Here is a 20,392-nt window from a genome sequence, read left to right as displayed (position 1 = left end):
CAAGCTCATTCGATCCAGTATGGACCATGACGGCAACGGACGGCTGCGTCTGGACCCAAAAGGGATCTCAGCGACGATTATGGGTTTTGCCGAGGCCGAGCCCTGGGGCACTCGTAGGCGGGCCAATCGCCATATTGATATTCAAACATGCCTCCAGCGCCTTAATCTCGCAATTGGGTAGCTCCGGGGTTACAACGCTATCTCACAGCACATCTGTTTCGGGAATTTGACAGGACTGTCGAATACCCATCTGTCGCCGTGAAACTGAATACACTGGCAAGCTTCCTTAAGCTCAAAGCCGAAAGCGCCCTCTGGGGCGGGGGATCAGAATCAGGAAGTGAGCAGCACATCAAGCCTCGTGGTTCTGCGTAGCACAGAGTCGGAAGGGGAGGGCTGAGTGCTGGTTTTGCGTATCGTTGGGGGACAACGCCGGATCGCATCTGACATCTGTCTGCCGAAATCCTGGTTCTTCAGCAAGCGGGCGTCTTGGCGACTGCGGCGAGGCCATAGGAAGAGCGGCAACCCATTTGCATATGGCTGGCCGACGGCTCTCGGCAACTCGCCAGGTTGATAGTGCGTACGCTTAGTGACGAATGAGGCCAAACCGATGCGCCTCACCCAAAAGGTCGCGAACGGACGATGGTTGCCATTTCCGTCCGCCGTGTGCCGGCCGCTCTCCCATTTGATCAAGTTGAGCGGCAATATCGCGCAGCGACAGTCCTGGATCCGCAATGGCAATGACCGCGACAAGTTTCATGAGGTGATCCTCAGGTGCGCGGCGCGGAGAGCGAGCCAGCAGCTCGGGCTCGGCCAATTTTTCGCGGACCATGCGATGCACCGCACGGCGTAGCCTTTCGACTGTCCAGTCATGGCCTCGACGATTAAGGACCTGTACGACGTTGTCCCAACTATGCTGCGGACGAAGTTGCCTAACGGTCGGGAGCCAAGTTTGGGCAGAGGAAATTAGCTCGTCGATATAGAGTTTTTCCCGTGCCTTCGACACAGCTTTGATCGCGTCCGGTCGTCGCTCACGTAGACCAGGGTTGCCTGGCATCTTGCCACGGCCCTTTGCCGCTTTGATGCCGGCTTTGGTGCGCTCTGTAATCAGGGCGCGTTCGAACCGCGCGACGGCACCAAGGACTTGGAGGGAAAACAGTCCCTGTGGTGTGGCCGTGTCGATAGGATCGCGGAGCGACCGAAAGTGGACGCCGCGCTTACCTAGATCCTCGATCACTTGCAAGAGATGGCCGACCGATCGTGCGATGCGATCCAGCCGGACGACGACAAGAACGTCGCCGGCGGTAAGCTCACTCAATAGCCTCGCCAGAACCGGTCGAGCTCGCGATGCGCCCGAGCAGTGCTCCTGAAATATCCTCTCACACCCGGCGATGCGCAAATCGTCCATCTGCGCATCGTGAACCTGATCGTCGGTTGAGACGCGCGCATAGCCGATGAGGCGCCTCGACGTTGGCGAGACATTTCCAAGCTGCCGTTTTGCCATGACTCTCTCGCCCTTTGATGATCTCTTGTCCAGATAAGAAATGCGTGAGAAAACGATCCTTTGCAAGCATGATTTATGGTCAAAAAGGAAGGCCACACAGCGCGTTTTCTGACCAAGGATAGGCAACGATCCATCGCAGCGGGTAAAGGCGCGTGGATGGGCCTTAAAGATGAAAAATCTAGGTATTGCCGACGTCGCAAGCGATCAGCCCGATCCCGTTGCCTAGGGCAGGTAGCAATCCTTCACGAGGCCGGACTGATCTCGACCTCCGCTTCCTAGTCCGTCAGACTGACGTCAAAATGGTCGGTGTCACATTGAAGCCCAGGCCGCGATGGAGTATTGTGAGTTGGTTCAGGCGGTCCTGTCTCATCTGCGAGAAAGGGGATGAGCAGGTGGAGTGTCGCAAGCGGTAGAATGATCGCCAATGCACTGAATAGCCGCCGGGATTGAGTGGGAAGAGCAAATTCTATCATACTGAAATAGCAGTATAAATTTCCCTTATGGAATGGAAATCTAAATTTGCTTCCATTGCCCATAGATGGCAGATGGGTGGTCATGTCAGCGACGGTTGGCAGCCCTGGCAGTTGATCACGGCCCAAGAGGTGGAAAATAGCATCTAACTTTTCGGCACGACGCAGCACCGGGTCCCGCAGGGGGCTGGGCTATGGCTTTGGTTGTTATTGGATTGACGACACGGGATGGCCTTTTACATCGGTCCGCCCGAAATCACTGCCCGAGCGCTCCTCTCGATCATGCTTCTGGTTGAAAGCAATAGCAGCTAGGTCAGGTAGCGGGACAAACTGATCAATTATGTCCGAAGCGTATGGAAATCCTATTCCGGTCAGCATCGGAGGGTAGGGCAGCGCGCGGGGACTGAGTTCATACCGCTGAGGTAAATGCACGTCGACCCAGCAGCCGGGAACGCGCAAAGTAGTACCGCGGCATGCGAGCGAATGAACTGCGTTACAACAAATCTCAATCACGCAATTGGCAGATCCGGCTGCCACGCCAATCTTCCCAACTTCGGGTCATGCGTAAACGGCATCGGGCTAGAGGCAGGATCGTTACAATTCATAGATCGGGGGCGTATTTGCTAAGAATGTTCGTTCTATCGGCTTGTCTGCTTTCTCAACTGCCTGCCGTCGCACATGCAGGTGAAAGGTCTACCACATATCTATTCGAGAGTAGTCCTCGTTTGAATGGAAGCGGCCCGGTCGATGTGGCTGTCCAGCTTGGTTACTATGTCGCAAATTCAGTCTTCGTCAAAAAATATGACTCTCGAAGAGGGAGGTGGCGTAGTAATTGAGAGAATAGCATGGACGTCGGCATCATCCAGTCCGATTGGAAATAGGGAGTACGGATGTCTAATTCCGTCTCTGATAGACGCGGCTATTAGGTCATGAGCCGGCAACGATGAGGCTACATCCCTGGCTCTCAATCCGCTATATAGCAGTATCTATCTGCGGAGCCTTGGATCAAAAGATATGACCACGAAGACTGTGACGCGCGCCGATTTGGCGCATGTAGTGTTTCAGAAGATCGGTCTTTCAAGAACGGAATCCTCCGATCTTGTCGACGTTGTGCTTAGTGAGATCAGCGATGCACTTGTGTGGGGTGAATCGATAAAGCTCTCATCCTTTGCTTCGTTTCAGTTGCATGCCAAGACGGACCGCCCGGGCCGCAATCCGCAAACAGGAGAGGAGGTCCTGATTTCTGCGCGTCGAGTAGTGAAGTTTACTGCGTCAGACGAGATGAAATTCCGTATTCAAAAATCTCATAAAAGTCGGAAGGCGAAGGTCAAAACCTCGCCACCGGATCCCAACCGGTAACCCAGACCGCCGCCGATGGTGCTTTTGACGTGCCCGTTAAAGGCTAGGAGGGCCATTTTCGCAATTTGATTGCTATAAATCCGCTGAAACGCCGTCACGCCAATTGAGATGTTGTTGGAACTTTGACAACTTCAACTGTTATGAAGTCAAAGAAGCAAGGTGGAAAACCGTCACCGGACAAATCGAAGCGCTTACTCCAACAGCTGGCGCAAAAACCTGACAAACTGTTTGCCGGAACATTTCGCAGCCAGTTCGGCGCGTTGTGCTTTCGTTACAAGGACAGCGGGCAAGATTTCGAGATTCTCGTCATCACATCTCGGGACAGTGGGCGATGGATTATTCCGAAGGGATGGCCAATGAAGGGGAAAAAGCCCTACGAGGCTGCGGCCGTTGAAGCCTGGGAAGAGGCTGGCGTTCGCGGCACCGTCAGGAAAAAGGCGATAGGCCGATACACCTATTTGAAGGATCTTGACGGCGGCGACGTTGCCCCCTGCATCGTCGAGATGTTCGAAATTGAGGTCAAAGAGATCCGTTCCGATTTTAAGGAGAAGGGGCAACGAGTCCTCAACTGGGTTACGCCGGACGAGGCTGCCAGACGGGTTCGTGAGGTCGAGTTGAAATCGCTGCTCGTCCAATTCGTCCCGCAGGCCAGGAAATCACAGTAGATCTAGTGGGATCGGCGTCACAAACCGACATAAGCAACCGCGCACTTAGCGAACAATCATCGCTATCAAGCCGCTAGCAAGCTATGTTTGGCAGAGGGGGCGTGCGCTCAGGCACCGCCAAGGCGTCCATCTTGTCTGCTCGACCGGCGTCACCATCTTAAGTTCGAAATCACCCGGAGCCCCAAATGGTCGACATGCCCTCCACCCTAGTTCTTCCCGATGCAACCATCGAAATACTACCTCCAGAGCCGGATGGATGCGGCGGGGAGGGATCGTCTTGCGTGTGTTGCGGGCGTCGCGCCCCCATGGACGAGGACTGTTGCGGGATTTGTGAAGATTGCCTCTCGCCATGATTGGATCATGATAGAGGCGAGGGGATGGCTGGCTCCACGTCGGAGAGAGCGTTCAGCATTAGCTTCAAACGTGCGACGGGAAGGCTACCGATCCACTAACGTAGCGCCATGGGTCGATGCGTCGAAAGACCGGCCCGCTCGCAATTCTTGCCTCCGCGATCCACAGCTTCAACGCCGAGACTGGGCTGCCGACCAGGACGGTGTGAGCCGTGTTCTCTGCGTTTGCCGTCTTGGTGCGGCCGAGGTTGATCGTCAGACAGGGGAGGAGAGGGGAGGCGCTATCGGCATGCACTGGTTCCTTGTCAGCAAGATCTTCGATCCTGAGGGCCGCAACTTCTGAGCGTCGACGGCCGCCGGAGGCAAAGGTCAGCAGCAACATATTTGGTTATGTGGTCGCGAAGAAACGTACTGCCTTTCCCGCCACCTCCTCATGGATAGCCGTCCTGCTTACACCATCTGCATCAAGAAAAAGTTCGGGCGCGGCCGTCAGCCCGTTTTCCGAACCTTCCGGTAGGAAAGTGTAGTGGCCGACACCTTCGCCCAAAATTTCTGTCTTACAAAACGGGATATGTCGAGACAGCCAGTCACAGCATTGTTTAGGTGGAGCAATCATATCCCCGTCGCCGCCGACTACCTGGACCGGCTTTCTGATGGCTTGAAGGCTATCTTGTGAGAAACCTAATACGGAGCGGCCAGGTGCAATCGCGAACGCTGCTCGGACCCTGGGATCAGAAAAGTCGCCTCGGCGTCGTTCCCAGGAAGTGCGAAAGACCGGGTTCCCATACAGCGTTGGAAGTTGGTCGACGAGGTTCGGAAACTCTCTTGGCCCTCGTATGGGGCTTTTAACCGGATTGTCCGGTTCGAATTGTGAGAAGGCGACACGCGCTCCCGCTAAAAGAAGCGCTGTGTAGGCTCCCGCTGAGAACCCTGCGACGCATATCTGATGATTGATTTCAACGTTCAGTTCCCTCCGCCAACTCGGTTCGTCGAGAATAGCCGTGAGGTCACTCGCTCGTTCCCACATGCAAAGGAACCCTTCGGCGCGGTATGATTCGGAACCAGTATTGCCATGATGATTTACGGCCAATGCGACAAAACCCCGCTGAGCTAGGCGGAAACCCAGCCACTCCAAGCTTGCGGCCGTGGCTCCGGTGCCATGCGAAAGAAGAACAAGAGGCAGAGTCGTGTTTGAGCAGGCTGCGGGCGCATTGAAAGCAACAGCTTCTTTCCTAAACCACGATTTTTCGGCGGGCATATGGACAATCGAACTCTCATCGGTCGGATACCACGCTGTCCAAACCAAGGGACGAGGAGCAGTTCCATCCCAATTTTGCCGAAGAGGGTCAATGGCATTCCCTGTCCGAAAACCAACCTGCATTTTGTCCTCTACTGCCCCAAAATTACCGGTACGATGCTTGTATCTTCATCGATAAGACCTTGCCATAGGGTCGGTGTCCTTCTGCATCGACAGACATTACGCCGCTGACGAACCTCTCACCGGCATCTGCATAGAGTTTTCTTGTGAGGGTCTCTGGATCATCTTGCCTCTCAAGTGACGGCCGCCCCTTTCCGGAGGACGAAGGGGATGCCCCATGGGGTTGGTCTCGGGCGTGCCCAATGCAAGCCCTATGCCGACAAGTGATCATCCATCCGAGACCTCGTTGAGCCGGGCAAGTTGGAAGCCGGCGGTTCCAGAATATCTCTTGATGAAGTCAAAGAAGCGCTCGATCTACCGGCGACTGGGCGCGCATCAGGTAAGATTGTCTTAGAGATTGGCGCTTGATGCAGCCAGTCACCGCGTGACTGGGTCGAATTGGCATGGTCTCGTTTGGGTGGTGAACTAGGATATCATTTCGCTTCCAGCCGCAAATGATACCAAATCAGGCAATATGATTCCTAAAGTGGCCTGTTAGTAATGAATAGTTCAATTACTATACAGTCATACTCAACGGAAAGGAACTTCCATGGCTTCACTAGCGGTAACGATGAAAGGACAGGTCACGTTAAAGCGGGACCTACTGCAACATCTGGGCATTAAGCCGGGGGAGCGGATCGACTTTGATAAGCTACCGGGCGGCGAGCTTCGGGTGAAAGCGGCAAAGCCGTCGGGCAGCATTGATAGTTTCATCGGACGGCACGCAGGTCGAGTTAAAAAGCCGATGACGATTGAAGAGATGAACGAGATTGTCGCCTCTGGTTGGGCCGGCAGCGAATGAAGATTTCGGTCGATGCAAACGTCCTCGCTCGGGCTGTTTTGCAGGACGATGCGAAGCAGGGCCAGGCAGCAAGCAAGCTTCTGAAAGAGGCATCGCTGATCGCGGTTTCTTTGCCCGGCTTGTGCGAATTGGTCTGGATATTGCTTCGAGGCGCGAAGCTGCCGAAGGAAGATGCTGCCGTGACGATCCGCGATTTGCTCGAGGCTGGGAATGTCGTGATGAACTGGCCGGCCGTTGAGGCGGGGCTTGCGATCCTCGAGGCTGGTGGGGATTTTGCAGACGGCATTATAGCGTATGAGGGCAATTGGCTTGGCGGTGAGATCTTTTGCATTCGATAAACAGGCCGTCGAGTTGCTCACCCGACAAGGGCAGGATGCACAAATCCTTTCCTGACGTCGGGACCAGTTCTTGATTTCGAGCTGGCTACGCACTCCCACCAAGTTTGTTCTCCGCGTCGCATTGGAATACGGCTGCGTCATCGCATCTACAATGAACATCGGGCGCCTGCGAAACCACGCTCAAAAGCCGGCGGCAGGCCAAACGGAGGAATTCGCGAAAGTGAGAATTTTGCGATGCTCTTTATCGATCCAAATACCGTCTGTTTGGATTAGACGATCAGCCTTGCTGCCCGCCCGTTCTTCCGTTCGGCATTGTTGTAGTAACTTGCGGCCTGCGCTACCGATTTATGCAGAGACTGCTGCATGGCCTCCTGCAGGGGAATGCCACGATTAGCAGCCTCGGTCAGATAACCGGACCGGAGTCCGTGGGCGGAAAATGCCTCCGGATCGAGGCCTGCCTTCCTGCAGCGCACCTTTAGGACCAAATTGACCGACTGCGGCGTCAAGGCGCGACGATCCACATTGCCCCATTGGTCGATCCGGCGAAAGATCGGTCCGCTCTCGATTTTTGCCTCCGCGATCCACTGTTTCAAAGCCTCGACCGGGCTACCGATCAGGACGGCGTGGGTCTTGTCCTCAACATTCGTGGTTTTGGTGCGGCCAAGTTTGATCGTCAGACAGGGGAGGAGAGGGGAGGCGGTGTTGCGTGGATCGGCAAGCACCGGTTCCTCATCGACAAGATCTTCGGTCCTGAGGGCGGCGACTTCAGAGCGTCGACGGCCGCCGGAGGCGAAGGCCAAAAGCAACAGGGCGCGATCGCGACGATCGACCAGGCGGTCGCCGGCGCAGGTGGTCAACAGCTTTGCCAGGATGTCGCCAGTGACGGCCTTTTTGCTCTTGCGCTGCCTCGGCCGCCCACTAGCCCGCACGGCAAGCCTGAGAGCAGCCTTCAGAGAGGGAGCGGTAAAGGATCCCGCCAGGCCACGCCAGCGTGTCAAGGTCGACCACGAGGTCAATCGCCGACGCACGGTATCTGGTGCATGTGGCCCCTCGGCGCGCAGCAGACCCTTGCTGCGCAATCCCGTCTCGATCTCGGCCGGCATGCCATGGCTCGGATTCGCGGCGCGCTCCTCGGGGTCCCAGAGATGATGGGCGACGAATTTCAGCAGAAGTGCCTCCGGCGCCGGCCAGGGCAGGGGAGAGCCGGTGGCGAGTTCACACCAGGTCTCAAGATAACCGAGGTCAGAGGCGAGTGCCCTCAGCGTATTGTCGCCCATGCCCTCATTGGCCAAATGTTTGAGGGTGGCAACGTCCTCGTCTGTCAGTAGCGTCGCGAGTTGATCACGACGATCGAAGGGAAGGATGGAATCGAGCGCGTCGAGCTCCTCGGCTCTGCGCACCACAGGATCGGTAGGGGAGGGCTGCGTGATGGCCTTACGTGTCATTGCGTTGCCGACGCGGGATGGCATTTGACATCGGTCCTATCGAAATCCTGGCCCTTGAACAGGAGTGGGGCCTTGGCGACCGTAGCCACGGCGTAGGAAAAGCAGTCGCCCATATTGAGTGTGGCTGGATGACGGCCTTTGCCAAAACGATCGAACGCTCTTTCCGCTTCACGATAATGCTTCTCGTCGAAAGCGATCGCAGTTACGTTCGGCAGCCGGACAAACTGATCAATTATGTCCGAAGCGTTTGGGAATCCTCTTCCTGTAAGCACCATTCGAGCCTCAAGCAGGGTAGGCCAGCCGATCGCAAGCGCCTCTCGGCCCACCAACGATGTAAACTGTTCGGCCTCCGGCTCTCCCAAGGCCATCGCCAGGATGACGGACGTATCGACAGCGATCATTCTGGCAAACCATTTTCGTCGTAGAAGTCGTCATGCGCGGAAGTTGTGCCAGTCGGCACAGTACGGCGACCCTCGGCCATCATTTCTGATAGGACATCGATCGGGGTTCGGGCGGCCTGTTGGCGCAGTTCCAGATCGTAGCGCTCGAGCGCCTGCTCGACGAGCTTGTTGATTGGCTGACCGGTACGGCGCGCCATCGCATGGGCCAGGTCTCTCGCCTTTGTGCTACGGACGGAGAGTTGTGGTTCAGACATCGGCTTTCCTCTATCAATATCCCGTCAAATATAGCGGTTCCGACCTTAGATGGCAATGGAAGCTCTATCAGATGGCTCACTATCGATATCTGACAGGCTCGAGAAGTCGGACATGGAGATCGCCGATCACGCTGCGCAAAATCTAGTGACAATGCTAAACAGTGTTCAAGCGCAGCGGCCATCTGCGAGAATGGAGCACGCGCCTCTCATTCCAGGTTTGGGTTGGGTGGCTTCCGGCAACGGTGATTTCGCGCTCGGGTCGATGTTGATCGAGGTCAAGCATACCGAACGAAACTTTGGAGCCAGTGAACTCCGCCAGGTGCTAATGTACTGGCTATTGAAGTATGCAAGGTCCCTTGAAAATGGCAGCGATATCTGGTCGGAAATCCTGCTCATAAATCCCAGACGAAACGCCGCTCTCTTGATCAATTGCGAGTATTTGCTTCGATCGGCATCAGCTCGGTCGAACTGGGTGGAGTTGGTGGAACTGTTACGTTCAGCGGTGGGTCAAGAGTTTGAGCGTCGATAGAGTTAAGACGAGCCCATCCGTGGAACTCCTCGGCACCTGGGGGCCAGACGCGGGCACACCAGATCAACTGTTGCTGCAGGGAATGCGACTCGCCCTTGTCGCGTTGCCGTTTATTTTCCGAGGTATTTTTATGGCGCCGGCACAGACAAGGAAAGCGCAAGAAAAGGGGTCACTTGTAAGCGTGTTTTATGACCGAAAAGGAGGTCACACGGCGCGCGTTTTTAGTCGATCATAACGGCGGTCATTCTGCCGCGGAGCACCGGTCAGCAGCCATCCATGGGCGAAATGGCGCAGAATGGTGTGCTTTAAATGGAAGCGCTATTGCTTTGCTCGCGCATAGATGCCGAGAGAGACGCTGGAGTGGGCTTCTCTAGGCGATATGCATATCTATTCGCTAGGCAAGTTCAGCCAGAGCTTTGCCTATCGAGGCTAGGGGCATGGCTTGCACATCGTGCTTTATGGGGAAAGTCTCCTGCCCAGGATAAGCGACGATGCGCCGTGCTGGGTCGAGATCCTCGCATGCGAGATAAAAGCCTTTCTCGAGCTTCGGTGTGAGGCTTCGCTTGATTTCGATAGCCCAGGGCCGTTCGCCGGGGGGTGTCAGAAGAAGGTCGATCTCCGCACCAGCCGAAGTGCGGTAAAAATTGCTTTGAGTTCCGCGCGGTGCTGCTGCAATCAACGTATCGATCACAAATCCTTCCCAGCTTGCGCCGGCGATGGGATGTCCGAGCAAGTCCTCTTGGGTGGCCAGTCCCAGAAGGGCATGGGTAATGCCGCTATCGCGAACGTAGACCCGCGGAGATTTCACCAAGCGTTTGCCAGCGTTCGCGTGCCAAGGCTCGAGGCGCCGCACGAGGAGTAGGTCAACCAGAAGATCGAGATAGGAGGCGACCGTCTTGCCGTCGACGCCGAGCGAACGTGCAAATTCTGCGGCATTCAGAAGTCCGGATTGGTGATGTGCGAGCATGGTCCAAAAGCGCCGCAATGTCTCGGCGGGGATGCGGGGGCCAAGCAACGGAATATCCCGCTCCAAATAGGTACGGATAAAGTCCTGGCGCCATCGCTGGCTTGACCGATCACTTGTCGCGAGGAGGCTGTCTGGAAATCCACCTCGTAACCATAAGCTGTTCAAATCGTCAGTGGGCACTTCCAAGCCATCGATGGGACCCATTTCAAGATACGCGATGCGACCTGCCAGCGTTTCGCCCGACTGTTTCAATAAGTCGATGGATGCAGATCCTAGCAGCAGGAAATGTCCAGCCTTTCTTCCGCGTTGTCTGCCACGATCGATAAGCCCGCGCAAATTCTGGAAAAGATTAGGAAGGCGATGAACTTCGTCCAAGATCACCAGCTTGTCACTATGCTGACTGAGATATAGCTCCGGCTCGGCGAGCTTGGCCCGATCAGCATCTGATTCCAAGTCAAGGTAGATTGACGGACGTTGGGAGGCTATGCTGAGGGCCAGTGTCGTCTTGCCGACTTGGCGCGGGCCAATCAGCGCAACGGCAGGGCTCGTATCGATCAGCTCGTTCAGTTCAGGGGTAATTCGGCGTTCAATCATCCTTGCAATTATGGAGTAGAATTCCATAATTGCAAGGATGATATGTTGATGCCGAGCCGCGCTAGTCAGCGCGCAGCGCAGCATTTACATTACCGTGTGCTCAATGACTCCCTCGTGAAGTGTCGGCGGGACATAGCTAGGGGCTTTCACCCAATGTTCGATGAATGGCAGAGAAACGCAACATTCAGAGCCGGTTCAGCGCACGAATGTCATCAAGTAACCAGAAAGAGCCTTACCTCCCAACCCAGGCCCTGATGGAGTAGTCGATGAAAAAGATCATTGTCTCAACACTTGCCACACTGGTCGCTACCGGCAGCATATTGACCTCCTATGGGACGGCCAGCGCTCATGATTATCGCCGCCATGGCGACAGAGGAGCAGCCATCGTCGGCGGGCTGGCCGCAGGCATTATTGGCGGGCTGGTTGTCGGCGCTCTCGTCCAGGATAGGAATCGCCCTCAGTATGACGATAGGGCAGACTATCGCTACAGCAGGGCCCCGCGCTACGAAGGCAATGTCGGTTATCGCGACTATGGTCGCTCGAGCTATCGGTACAGCAGCGGTCCGCGTTATGAGGACGACTCCGACTATCGCGATTTTGACGGCTCGGACTATGGCTATGGCAGGGGTTGGCGTTGATATCGACAACTTGGTCGCGCAGCATTCTTTGAGGGCAAGCTAAGTTGCCGGCATAATACTTTCGCGCCAGCTGTGCGATGTGAGGAACAGTTCCGTCAAATGATCAGTCGCGCTGCGCGCCCGTTCTTCCGTTCGGCGTTGTTGTAGTAGCTCGCCGCCTGCGTGACCGATTTATGCAGGGATTGCTGCATAGCCTCCTGAAGTGGAATGCCGCGGTTTGCGGCTTCCGTCAGATAGCCGGATCGTAGCCCATGTGCGGAAAACCCCGCCGGATCGAAACCAGCCTGTTTGCAGTGTGCCTTCAGGATCAGATTGACCGACTGCGGCGTCAAGGCGCGGCGATTGACGTTGCCCCTTTGGTCGATGCGACGAAAAATTGGGCCGGTCTCGATCCTGGCTTTCCCTATCCATCGCTTGAGCGCCTCGACCGACCGGCCGATCAGAATGGCATGCGCCCAATCCCCGGCGGTCGTGGTTTTGGTGCGGCCGAGATTGATGGTCAGGCAGGGGAGAAGAGGGGAGGCCGGATTTTTCGGGTCGGTATGCACCGGCTCCTCGTCGACCAAATCCTCGATACGGAGTTCGGCGACTTCGGAGCGCCGGCGGCCGCCGGAGGCAAAGGCAGTCAGCAGCAGGGCGCGATCGCGGACATCGACCAGCCGCTCGCCACCGCATGTGGCCAGCAGCTTTGCCAACACGTCGCCGGTGACAGCTTTTTTGCTCTTCCGTTGCCTTGGCCGGGCGCTCGCCCGTACGGCGAGCCTTAGCGCGGATTTCAGGGATGGCGCCGAAAATGATCCGGCCAGGCCACGCCAGCGCGTCAGGATCGACCAGGAGGTCAGCCGCCGGCGCACCGTGTCGGGCGCATGCGGGCCATCAACCCTCAGCAGGCCCTTTGCGCGCAATCCCGACTCGACCTCAGCTGGCATGCCATGATCGAGATTCTCGGCGCGTTTGACCGGGTTCCAGAGATGATGGGCGACGAATTTCAACAGCAGACTTTCCGGCGCCGGCCAGGGCAGAGGCACACCAATGGCAAGCTCGCACCAGGCTTCGAGATAGCCGAGATCGGAGGCAAGTGCCCTCAGCGTATTGGCGCCCATGCCCTCCTTGGCCAGATGCTTGAGGGTGGCGACGTCATCGTCCGTCAGCAGGGTGGCCAGCTGATCGCGCCGGGCAAAGGGCAGGATGGAGTCGAGCGCATCGAGTTCTTCGGCACGCTTCAGAACCGGCAAATCCGCTGGATGCCGATTAGTGCTCATGCTCAAGTGGTCCCACGATCGCAATGCCTTCGCTTCTGGCTGCGTTTGCCATCTTCCGGTCGGCTGTCGCCAATGGCACGTTGGCAGATTTCGCAAGCGCAACGTAACTGGCATCATAACCTGAAAGGCCGTGCCGGATAGCGAGATCGACGATGGCGACATCATTGCCCGAACCGCGGTCATCAAGTGGCAAACTGCGCAACTTCAATGTCGCTGTCAGCGCTGCCCCGGCCGGCAATCGACTGCGGCGCTCGGCCATGACAAACAGATTGCGGGCTTCGAACCAAAATAGCGATGGAACCAGGCCTGGTGTGACGGCCAGTACGCCAATCAGGCGCTCGGCGGCTTCGCTCTGCTCATCGGGAAGAAACCAGCTGGCGGCGATAGAGGCGTCCACAACGAAAGACATGATTACGCGCGGCCCTCATCGCGCCAGGCGCGGATTTCCTCTTGGGTAACGGGCTTGGCCATCTGACGCATCGCTCTGATTTCAGCGATCGTCTTGTCGATATCGTTCTCCTTGCGAATGCGCGATAATACGGCGATCGGATCGTTGCCGCGGGAAATGATGACCTCTTCGCCGGCCTCGACGCGGGCCAGCAATTCGGAAAGATGGGCCTTGGCCTCTGCGACCTTGACGGTGACGCTCATGAAAATTCTCCGGAAGCTGGAATTCACTGTCTCGTCGCGCAGATCGTGGCAGGGCCTGCAACTCGACGTTCTACGCGACAATAGGCGCAGAATCCTTGTTGGTCAAGCAGTAGGTCATATCACTATCGATACTTGGTACTTATCGATAGTGAGAGGCGCAGACAAACGCTGTATGACGAGTGGAAATTAGAGCCGTGTTCGATTCATTATGGGAAAAGAACAGCGTTGATTCATATGGTTAATGAAGTGAAAATTCGGCAATATCTATTCAGGATCTGGGTGAAAGGGGAAGATTCGAGTAGGGTACCGATTTGGAAGGCAATCGTGCCTTCAATGCTATTCTACCATAATCGGTAGCGGGGGGCATAAGACGTCATTGGGATCAGAGCCACCGTTCTAGGCATGATCATGGGAGCGCGCGAGATCGGGCCTTCCGACAATAAGGCGTGTCCGCAGCAAGATGATCTCCGTGCTGACTGAAACCCGCCCGCTGCCGGCATGGCACCTATCGCTCGACATTGCTCCTATCAAAATCGAACGTCAATTGGGGAAGTCTCGAAGCTGAAGCTATCGTTTGCGGTCTCATGAGTGTGGCAATGGCGGATGAGATCGTCGAGAACCGCACGCTGTCATCTTGGAATAGCCGGATGTAACCTGAGAGAGAAAACTCTCGAAAAAAAAGAAATTTCCACGCGAACAAAACTCTTCTTAAAATTGGAAAACATCGCTAATCTTTCGCGAGGGGGATACATCGATGCAAGGTTCCGAGACAAGTAATAACGAGACACAAGAAATTGACCTCGGCGGTAGACCTAAGAATCCTGCAATCGTTGCCGATGTTGCGGCGAGCTTTACCTATGCGTCCTACCAAAATGCTGTGCCGGTCATCCGATCAATTCTCATTGAGAACAATACGGATAGGCACGTCGAGAACTGTCGTATTGAATTGACATCTTCGCCATCATTTCTAAGGCCGAAGTCATGGACAGTTGATCGTCTCATACCAGGAGACAGGCTTCCCTTAATTGATCGAAAGGTCGAGTTCGACGCTAGCTACCTTGCGGGTCTCAACGAGGCGGAACGCGGCGAGATCACACTACGCCTATCCTCGAGTGGGGAAATCCTCGACGAACAACGCCTTCCGGTCAGACTACTTGCGCGGGATGAGTGGGGCGGTGTCGACGATATGGCACAATTGCTACCAGCTTTCGTCATGCCGAACGATCCGGGCGTGGCCCAAATCCTGAGAACGGCGGCGGAGACGCTTGTTGCGCACGGTCATCCAGGCGGATTGGACGGGTACCAGTCGCAAAATCCTCAACGCGCTTATATGCTGGCCGCTGCTGCTTATTCCGCGATTGCGGGGATGGGGTTGCACTACGCTGAGCCGCCGGTGAGCTTCGAGAGCCGCGGCCAGAAGATCCGGCGTCCAAGCACGATCGCGGAAGAGCGGCTGGCGACCTGTCTCGATACGACGCTACTTTTTTCTGCCGGGCTGGAAGCCGCGGGATTGCATCCCGTTATCTTGATGTTCAACGGGCATGCGGCAGTTGGCGTATGGTTGATCAAAAGGACCTTCGCCCATGCGATAGAGACGGATCAGATGGAGGTCCGGAAGGCTCTGGCATCGCGCGAGTTGATTGTTTTTGAAACGACCGGTGTGACGCATCGCCCTTCCATGACGTTAGAAAGCGCCCAGCGCGCCCTGGACAGCCGTCTTGGAGAAGAAGAAGCCCAGGCTTTCGTCGCGGCGATCGATGTCAGACGTTCGCGAAGCGGCGGAATTATGCCGCTCGCCTCGCATGAGCCGATTCGGCGCAACGTCTTCGACGACGAAACAGCTTCCGTCGCGGACTTACCGCTTCCCTCGGCCCCTAATGTTAGTGAGCTGCCAGCTGAAACCATCGAGGTGAAGCCGACCAGTGCTGCCGGTCGCATCGATCGATGGCAGAAGAAGCTGCTTGATTTGACCCTTCGCAACCGACTCCTAAACTTTCCGGATTCGAAGAAGACGATTCCGTTCCTTTGCACTGATGTGTCCTATCTCGAAGACCGGCTCGCGAATGGCGCCGCAATTCGGATCATATCGTTGCCCGAACAGAATCCGCTCGGAGAACGGGATGCAGCACTCTATCGTGATGTACACGGCCGTGATCTCCAACGCGGCTTTGCAGCCGAAGCCTTGCTCAGGGACGAGCTTCCCTCGCCCCTTGATGCGCGGCAACTCGAGCCCCGCCTAATCGATCTTTACCGGCAGGTCCGTAACGACTTTGCCGAAGGCGGGGCGAATACTCTTTTTCTCGCCGTAGGCTTCCTTCGTTGGAGGAAAAAGCCGGATGACGAGCGCAGCTATCGAGCGCCGCTTCTACTGGTGCCGGTAAAACTTGAGCGCCGCAGCGCCAGTTCGCGCTTCACGATTCGCTTCCACGAAGACGAGCCGCGCTTCAATGCGACCCTTCTGCAATTCCTGGAGCGGGATTTCGACGTGACGCTTCCTCAGTTTGGCGGCGACTTACCGCTCGACGATAGTGGGGTGGATGTGCCACGTATTCTCGCCATGATGCGGCAGGCGATCCGCGACGTTCCCGGCATGGAGGTTGTAGACGAGACTGCACTATCGACCTTCTCCTTTGCAAAATTTCTCATGTGGAAGGATTTGGTCGAACGCACCGAGGCGCTTCGCGAGAACCGGGTGGTCCGTCACCTAATCGACACACCGGAGGCAGCGTTCCAAGAGGCTAGCGGACAAGGGCCATTCCGCGACGAGCGTGAGCTCGATCGTGTTTATGCGCCAGCGGACATCATCTCACTTCTTCCCGCAGATTCATCGCAGACGGCGGCAAGCCTCGCGGCGGCAGAAGGACGGGATTTCGTCATCGTCGGTCCGCCTGGGACGGGCAAGAGTCAAACCATCGCCAACATGATCGCCAACTGTCTTGCGGTGGGAAAGACGGTTCTGTTCGTCGCCGAAAAGACAGCCGCGCTCGATGTCGTCTATCGACGGTTGCGCGCGCACGGCCTGGGAGAGCACTGTATCGAGTTGCACTCGAACAAGGCTGATCGCCGGCATTTCCTTGGACAGCTGAAGGCGGCCTGGGAGCACGGCGGCCGAACCGATGCGTCCGAATGGATCGCGATCAATGAGCGCCTTCGATTGCGTCGTGACGAACTCAATACCTATGTCGAGGCTTTGCATACGCGCTATCCGAATGGATGGACGCCCTATCTGGCACTGGGAATAGCTCTGAAAGCCGCGGAGGCTCCGGCACCCGCCTTGTCATGGCTGGAACGGGACGCTCATGATACGCAGACGTTGCACGCGCTTGAGGACCTTGCCGCTGAACTCGGCCTCGTTTTCGCATCGGTCGAGCGGCAGCCCGTGCTGGATCTCATTGATGTTGGCGAATGGAGTTCCGGCTGGCAGGATGGTTTGCTGGCGGCAGCGCAATCGCTGCGGAATGCGATCGATCTTTTTACCGACTCAGTTGACGGATATCTCGTAAGCCTCGGGTTCAGGCCGCAGGAACAAATTTCTCAATTAGAACGCCAGGCACTGGTAGCTCTTGCGCAAGTACTGCAGAGAAGCCGAGGCCGTGACATTACGATCGCATACGACCGAGATTTCCCACGATGCGCCGAGGCTCTGGAAAATGTTGGACGGTCCATCAAGGCCTATCGTGAGGCAGAGCAGGGACTTGCGGCATCCTATGGCGTTTCCGCCATCCGCGACCTAGACCCGGAAGTGCTGGACCGCCAATGGCGGGAGGCCAATGCTTCTTTCTGGCCCAGCGCGATGCTCGGCAAACGTAAAGTCCAGAAATTGCTGCAAGGTTATGCGGATCACGGTACCGCGGAGCCTGATCGGGACCTTCCACTGCTGCGGCGCATGAAGGAATGCCTGCTGGTAGTCGAGCAGAGCCCGTTGGCGGGGAAACCTCTACCGATGGAGGGTTTGGCGACCGATGTTGGAGCCGCCGCCGAAATCCTTGAGCTCGCAAGGGAATTTCGTGCCGCCATTCCCATTCCGGGAAGAGATCAAGAAGAGATACGATCGGTGCTCCGCTCCATCGCCCCGTGCCTGCGTGAGACTGTCGAAAACGACTGGGTCCGGCAGGGGGGAGACAGACTTCTCGCGGCAGTCGAAGGCCTGCGGATTGCTCGTCAGCGTTTCGGCGAGGCTGCGGGGCGAGGCAATTTTGCCGAGGTAGATGGCCCTGACCTAACGGCGTTGAGAGAGAAACTCGATACGCTTGTGGATGCGCGATATCTTCTACGCGATTGGTCGGCCTGGTGCCGGATCAGAAACCGGGCCATCGCGTCTAATCTTTCCTCTCTGGTCGAACAGATTGAGAAGGAGACAATCCGACCCGACGAAGCACGGGCCGCGTTTCGACTTGGATATGCCCGGTGGTGGCTCCCGAAGGTCCTCGACTCCGATACGGTGCTACGGAATTTTCGGCGCTTTCAACATGAGAACGCCATCAATGAATTCCGTGAGATCGACGATCTCGTGCGATCGCATGCCACCCAGCGTGTCATCAGCGTGATCGCCCATGGCTTGCCGCCCGTGCAGAGCGTTCCACGCAATTCGGAACTCGGGCTGCTGCGCTACCAGATGGAGTTGCAGCGGCCAAGCCACTCGATACGTGACATGATCGGCAAGATGCCGCAGAACTTTTCCAAGCTCGCGCCCTGCATGCTCATGTCGCCGCTCTCCATCGCTCAGTATCTCCCGCCCAATCAGGCGCTGTTCGACGTTGTGATCTTCGATGAAGCTTCGCAGATTACGACTTGGGACGCCGTTGGCGCCATCGCGCGGGCGCGCCAGACCATCATCGTCGGCGATCCGAAGCAGTTGCCGCCGACGAACTTTTTCGGGCGTAACGAGGAAGAGGAGGAAATTGCCGACCACGAGAAAGATCTCGAGAGCATTCTCGACGAGGCCAAAGCCTCCGGAATTCCGATCCGCGATCTGCGATGGCACTATCGCAGCCGAAGCGAATCCCTGATCGCCTTCTCCAATCATCACTACTATCAGAACCGTCTGGTGACATTTCCATCACCGGCCGTTGAAGATCGCGCGGTGCATCTGCGCAAAGTGCAGAACGGTGTTTACGACCGCGGCAAGAGCCGGACCAATCGGATCGAGGCGGAGGCTGTCGCGAAAGAAGCTGTTTCCCGAATGAAGGGATGGTTGAAATTGCCGGAAAAAGATCGCCCGACGCTCGGGGTGATCACCTTCAATGCTCAGCAGCAATCGCTGATCCTCGATCTTCTCGACGCTGCGCGCCGGGATGATCCAGAACTTGAGTGGTTCTTTGCCGAAGAACGAGTTGAGCCGACAATCGTCAAGAACCTGGAGAACGTGCAGGGCGACGAGCGGGATGTCATCCTCTTTTCGATCACGTTCTGGAAGGACGCCGCCGGAAAACTGACGATGGATTTCGGAGCTCTCAACCGCGACGGCGGCGAGCGGCGCCTCAACGTCGCTGTGACGCGTGCGCGGCAGGAGCTCATCGTGTTTTCCGGCTTCACGGCCGACCAGATTGATCCAGCCCGAGCCAAGGGGCTCGCTATACAGCATCTGAAGACGTTCCTTGACTATGCCGAGCGTGGCGCGATCGCCCTGCCGGCGCAAGATATCGGGTCTGTTGGCGGCTTCGATTCCTCCTTCGAGGAAGCCGTCGCAGTGCAATTGGAGCGCCGCGGCTGGAGTGCCGTGCCACAGGTCGGGATTTCCGGCTTCAGAATAGACCTCGGCGTCCGCCACCCTGATCTGGCTGGCACCTATCTGGCGGGCGTGGAGTGTGACGGCGCCACCTACCACAGCTCTGCGACGGCAAGAGACCGTGACAAGGTCCGCGAGCAGGTATTGAGGGGTCTTGGCTGGAACATGCTCCGCGTCTGGTCGACGGATTGGTGGTTTGATGCCGCAGGCTGCATGGAACGTCTGCACGCGAATTTGGAAAGGCTGCTGGAGGAAAGCAGGGCGCGACGTATCGCGGAACAAGATGACATTCCGACACTTTGGAACACGGGACATGAAGAAATCGGGATCAACGAGATTCACGGCGCCCAAGCCGCCGTTCCGAGCGAAGAAACCACACCGCCGTCAGTGGCCATAGAGACCGAATTCGTATATGTGGAGACGCCGGTAGCCTTCGGCGAACCCAAAGCGGCGGAGATGCAACTAGCTGCGGCTCCGGCTCCTGACGAAACCGTGGAGGAGCGCCGGTACAGCATCACCGATCTGTCCGGTTTCCGAGCAGACCCAGATCAGTTTTTCGAATTCGGTTATCGCGATACCCTGCGAGGCATGATCGAAGCCGTCATAGAAACCGAAAGCCCCCTACGGGCAGACATCCTTGCCCAGCGGCTTTCGCGCGCCCACGGTTGGCTGCGCACCGGCGGACGCATCCGAGAAAGAATCGACCTCCATTTGCGTGGGCTCGACACAACCCTGGAATCAAGCGGAGAGTTCATCTGGAAGAAGGGAGCCATATCGGACATCGTTCCCTATCGGCAGCCCGCCAGCGAGGACGCACGCCGGTCGATCGCCGATATCCCGCTCGCAGAACTCGCCTTCGTTGTGCTCAATAATCCGGACCTGTTGGACGAGCCAGATCCGGCGCGCGAACTTGCTCGTCTTCTCGGCGTCGAGCGACTCGCCGCTGTTTCGCGTTCGCGGCTGGACGAAGCGATTGCGAGAGCCCGCCAGCACGATTCAACCACTCAGTCATTGGGGTAGC

16 protein-coding genes and 2 pseudogenes are annotated in these 20,392 nt (G+C 56.9%); 8 read left to right on the top strand and 10 right to left on the bottom strand.

What is annotated here, in order from left to right; genetic code table 11:
• Positions 1–181 (top strand): hypothetical protein (locus ACQZ6F_RS29585; protein ID WP_449095478.1); only part of this gene is annotated, 181 nt, incomplete at its 5' end.
• A gap of 402 nt (positions 182–583) precedes the next feature.
• Here ACQZ6F_RS29585 and ACQZ6F_RS29580 read toward each other — a convergent pair.
• Positions 584–1,501 carry a recombinase family protein gene (locus ACQZ6F_RS29580; protein ID WP_449095479.1) on the bottom strand — a complete coding sequence of 306 codons (918 nt, stop codon included), beginning with the start codon at positions 1,499–1,501 and terminating at the stop codon, positions 584–586.
• Between the two features lie 1,484 nt (positions 1,502–2,985).
• Between ACQZ6F_RS29580 and ACQZ6F_RS29575 the strand changes: the two genes are divergently transcribed.
• Complete coding sequence (locus ACQZ6F_RS29575) at positions 2,986–3,330, top strand: integration host factor subunit alpha (protein ID WP_449095480.1); 345 nt, start codon at positions 2,986–2,988, stop codon at positions 3,328–3,330.
• A gap of 140 nt (positions 3,331–3,470) precedes the next feature.
• Positions 3,471–3,995, top strand: a complete 525-nt coding sequence (locus ACQZ6F_RS29570; protein WP_449095481.1) for an NUDIX hydrolase — start codon at positions 3,471–3,473, stop codon at positions 3,993–3,995.
• A gap of 420 nt (positions 3,996–4,415) precedes the next feature.
• Here ACQZ6F_RS29570 and ACQZ6F_RS29565 read toward each other — a convergent pair.
• A pseudogene (locus ACQZ6F_RS29565) lies at positions 4,416–4,727 on the bottom strand (site-specific integrase); the annotation flags it as partial.
• A 6-nt stretch (positions 4,728–4,733) separates the two neighbouring features.
• Complete coding sequence (locus ACQZ6F_RS29560; protein ID WP_449095482.1) at positions 4,734–5,726, bottom strand: alpha/beta hydrolase family protein; 993 nt, start codon at positions 5,724–5,726, stop codon at positions 4,734–4,736.
• A gap of 586 nt (positions 5,727–6,312) precedes the next feature.
• On the opposite strand from ACQZ6F_RS29560, the gene ACQZ6F_RS29555 reads away from it, so the two are divergent.
• The gene (locus tag ACQZ6F_RS29555) at positions 6,313–6,564 is read left to right on the top strand and encodes an AbrB/MazE/SpoVT family DNA-binding domain-containing protein (RefSeq protein WP_449095483.1); all 252 of its coding nucleotides are present in this window, start codon (positions 6,313–6,315) and stop codon (positions 6,562–6,564) included.
• A pseudogene (locus tag ACQZ6F_RS29550) lies at positions 6,561–6,957 on the top strand (type II toxin-antitoxin system VapC family toxin). Before ACQZ6F_RS29555 ends, ACQZ6F_RS29550 begins: the two are co-directional and overlap by 4 nt.
• A 214-nt stretch (positions 6,958–7,171) precedes the next feature.
• On the opposite strand, the gene ACQZ6F_RS29545 reads toward ACQZ6F_RS29550, so the two are convergent.
• From ACQZ6F_RS29545 to ACQZ6F_RS29535, 3 genes are read right to left on the bottom strand one after another with little or no spacing between them, the layout of a single operon-like run.
• A complete protein-coding gene (locus ACQZ6F_RS29545; protein ID WP_449095484.1) occupies positions 7,172–8,347 on the bottom strand; it encodes a site-specific integrase in 1,176 nt (391 codons plus the stop codon).
• The gene (locus ACQZ6F_RS29540; protein WP_449095485.1) at positions 8,344–8,748 is read right to left on the bottom strand and encodes a type II toxin-antitoxin system VapC family toxin; all 405 of its coding nucleotides are present in this window, start codon (positions 8,746–8,748) and stop codon (positions 8,344–8,346) included. Before ACQZ6F_RS29540 ends, ACQZ6F_RS29545 begins: the two co-directional genes overlap by 4 nt.
• Positions 8,745–9,002 (bottom strand): type II toxin-antitoxin system VapB family antitoxin, encoded by a 258-nt coding sequence (locus ACQZ6F_RS29535; protein ID WP_449095486.1) that lies wholly within the window; start codon positions 9,000–9,002, stop codon positions 8,745–8,747. The genes ACQZ6F_RS29540 and ACQZ6F_RS29535 overlap by 4 nt, the downstream gene beginning before the upstream one ends.
• 112 nt (positions 9,003–9,114) lie before the next feature.
• On the opposite strand from ACQZ6F_RS29535, the gene ACQZ6F_RS29530 reads away from it, so the two are divergent.
• A complete protein-coding gene (locus ACQZ6F_RS29530) occupies positions 9,115–9,531 on the top strand; it encodes a hypothetical protein (protein WP_449095487.1) in 417 nt (138 codons plus the stop codon).
• Positions 9,532–9,925: 394 nt separating this feature from the next.
• Here the strand turns inward: ACQZ6F_RS29530 and ACQZ6F_RS29525 are convergent, their stop codons facing one another.
• Positions 9,926–11,092, bottom strand: coding sequence for an ATP-binding protein (locus tag ACQZ6F_RS29525; protein WP_449095662.1), 1,167 nt, complete (start codon positions 11,090–11,092; stop codon positions 9,926–9,928).
• A gap of 266 nt (positions 11,093–11,358) precedes the next feature.
• Here ACQZ6F_RS29525 and ACQZ6F_RS29520 point away from each other — a divergent pair, with 266 nt between their 5' ends.
• Positions 11,359–11,730 (top strand): hypothetical protein, encoded by a 372-nt coding sequence (locus ACQZ6F_RS29520; protein ID WP_449095488.1) that lies wholly within the window; start codon positions 11,359–11,361, stop codon positions 11,728–11,730.
• A gap of 95 nt (positions 11,731–11,825) precedes the next feature.
• On the opposite strand, the gene ACQZ6F_RS29515 is transcribed toward ACQZ6F_RS29520, so the two are convergent.
• Genes ACQZ6F_RS29515 through ACQZ6F_RS29505 form a run of 3 tightly spaced genes read right to left on the bottom strand, consistent with a single transcriptional unit; the run spans position 11,826 to position 13,643 of the window.
• A complete protein-coding gene (locus ACQZ6F_RS29515) occupies positions 11,826–12,992 on the bottom strand; it encodes a site-specific integrase (RefSeq protein ID WP_449095489.1) in 1,167 nt (388 codons plus the stop codon).
• Positions 12,982–13,401 (bottom strand): type II toxin-antitoxin system VapC family toxin, encoded by a 420-nt coding sequence (locus ACQZ6F_RS29510; RefSeq protein WP_449095490.1) that lies wholly within the window; start codon positions 13,399–13,401, stop codon positions 12,982–12,984. Before ACQZ6F_RS29510 ends, ACQZ6F_RS29515 begins: the two co-directional genes overlap by 11 nt.
• A gap of 2 nt (positions 13,402–13,403) precedes the next feature.
• A complete protein-coding gene (locus ACQZ6F_RS29505; RefSeq protein ID WP_113349381.1) occupies positions 13,404–13,643 on the bottom strand; it encodes a type II toxin-antitoxin system Phd/YefM family antitoxin in 240 nt (79 codons plus the stop codon).
• A gap of 754 nt (positions 13,644–14,397) precedes the next feature.
• Between ACQZ6F_RS29505 and ACQZ6F_RS29500 the strand changes: the two genes are divergently transcribed.
• Positions 14,398–20,391, top strand: coding sequence for a DUF3320 domain-containing protein (locus tag ACQZ6F_RS29500; protein WP_449095491.1), 5,994 nt, complete (start codon positions 14,398–14,400; stop codon positions 20,389–20,391).
• Position 20,392 lies beyond the last annotated feature (1 nt).

The sequence above is a fragment of the Rhizobium sp. A22-96 genome (assembly GCF_053521805.1).
Note: the sequence above shows the minus strand (reverse complement) of the source record. Positions and strands in the feature narration are given on the sequence as shown.

Excerpts from the sequence above, each read along its gene's own strand:
- ACQZ6F_RS29560 (WP_449095482.1), bottom strand. The coding sequence starts at position 5,726 with ATGCAGGTTGGTTTTCGGACAGGGAATGCCATTGACCCTCTTCGGCAA.
- ACQZ6F_RS29510 (WP_449095490.1), bottom strand. The coding sequence starts at position 13,401 with ATGTCTTTCGTTGTGGACGCCTCTATCGCCGCCAGCTGGTTTCTTCCC.
- ACQZ6F_RS29555 (WP_449095483.1), top strand. The coding sequence starts at position 6,313 with ATGGCTTCACTAGCGGTAACGATGAAAGGACAGGTCACGTTAAAGCGG.
- ACQZ6F_RS29580 (WP_449095479.1), bottom strand. The coding sequence starts at position 1,501 with ATGGCAAAACGGCAGCTTGGAAATGTCTCGCCAACGTCGAGGCGCCTC.
- ACQZ6F_RS29525 (WP_449095662.1), bottom strand. The coding sequence starts at position 11,092 with ATGATTGAACGCCGAATTACCCCTGAACTGAACGAGCTGATCGATACG.
- ACQZ6F_RS29535 (WP_449095486.1), bottom strand. The coding sequence starts at position 9,002 with ATGTCTGAACCACAACTCTCCGTCCGTAGCACAAAGGCGAGAGACCTG.
- ACQZ6F_RS29545 (WP_449095484.1), bottom strand. The coding sequence starts at position 8,347 with ATGACACGTAAGGCCATCACGCAGCCCTCCCCTACCGATCCTGTGGTG.
- ACQZ6F_RS29570 (WP_449095481.1), top strand. The coding sequence starts at position 3,471 with ATGAAGTCAAAGAAGCAAGGTGGAAAACCGTCACCGGACAAATCGAAG.
- ACQZ6F_RS29575 (WP_449095480.1), top strand. The coding sequence starts at position 2,986 with ATGACCACGAAGACTGTGACGCGCGCCGATTTGGCGCATGTAGTGTTT.
- ACQZ6F_RS29500 (WP_449095491.1), top strand. The coding sequence starts at position 14,398 with ATGCAAGGTTCCGAGACAAGTAATAACGAGACACAAGAAATTGACCTC.
- ACQZ6F_RS29540 (WP_449095485.1), bottom strand. The coding sequence starts at position 8,748 with ATGATCGCTGTCGATACGTCCGTCATCCTGGCGATGGCCTTGGGAGAG.
- ACQZ6F_RS29515 (WP_449095489.1), bottom strand. The coding sequence starts at position 12,992 with ATGAGCACTAATCGGCATCCAGCGGATTTGCCGGTTCTGAAGCGTGCC.
- ACQZ6F_RS29505 (WP_113349381.1), bottom strand. The coding sequence starts at position 13,643 with ATGAGCGTCACCGTCAAGGTCGCAGAGGCCAAGGCCCATCTTTCCGAA.
- ACQZ6F_RS29530 (WP_449095487.1), top strand. The coding sequence starts at position 9,115 with ATGGAGATCGCCGATCACGCTGCGCAAAATCTAGTGACAATGCTAAAC.
- ACQZ6F_RS29520 (WP_449095488.1), top strand. The coding sequence starts at position 11,359 with ATGAAAAAGATCATTGTCTCAACACTTGCCACACTGGTCGCTACCGGC.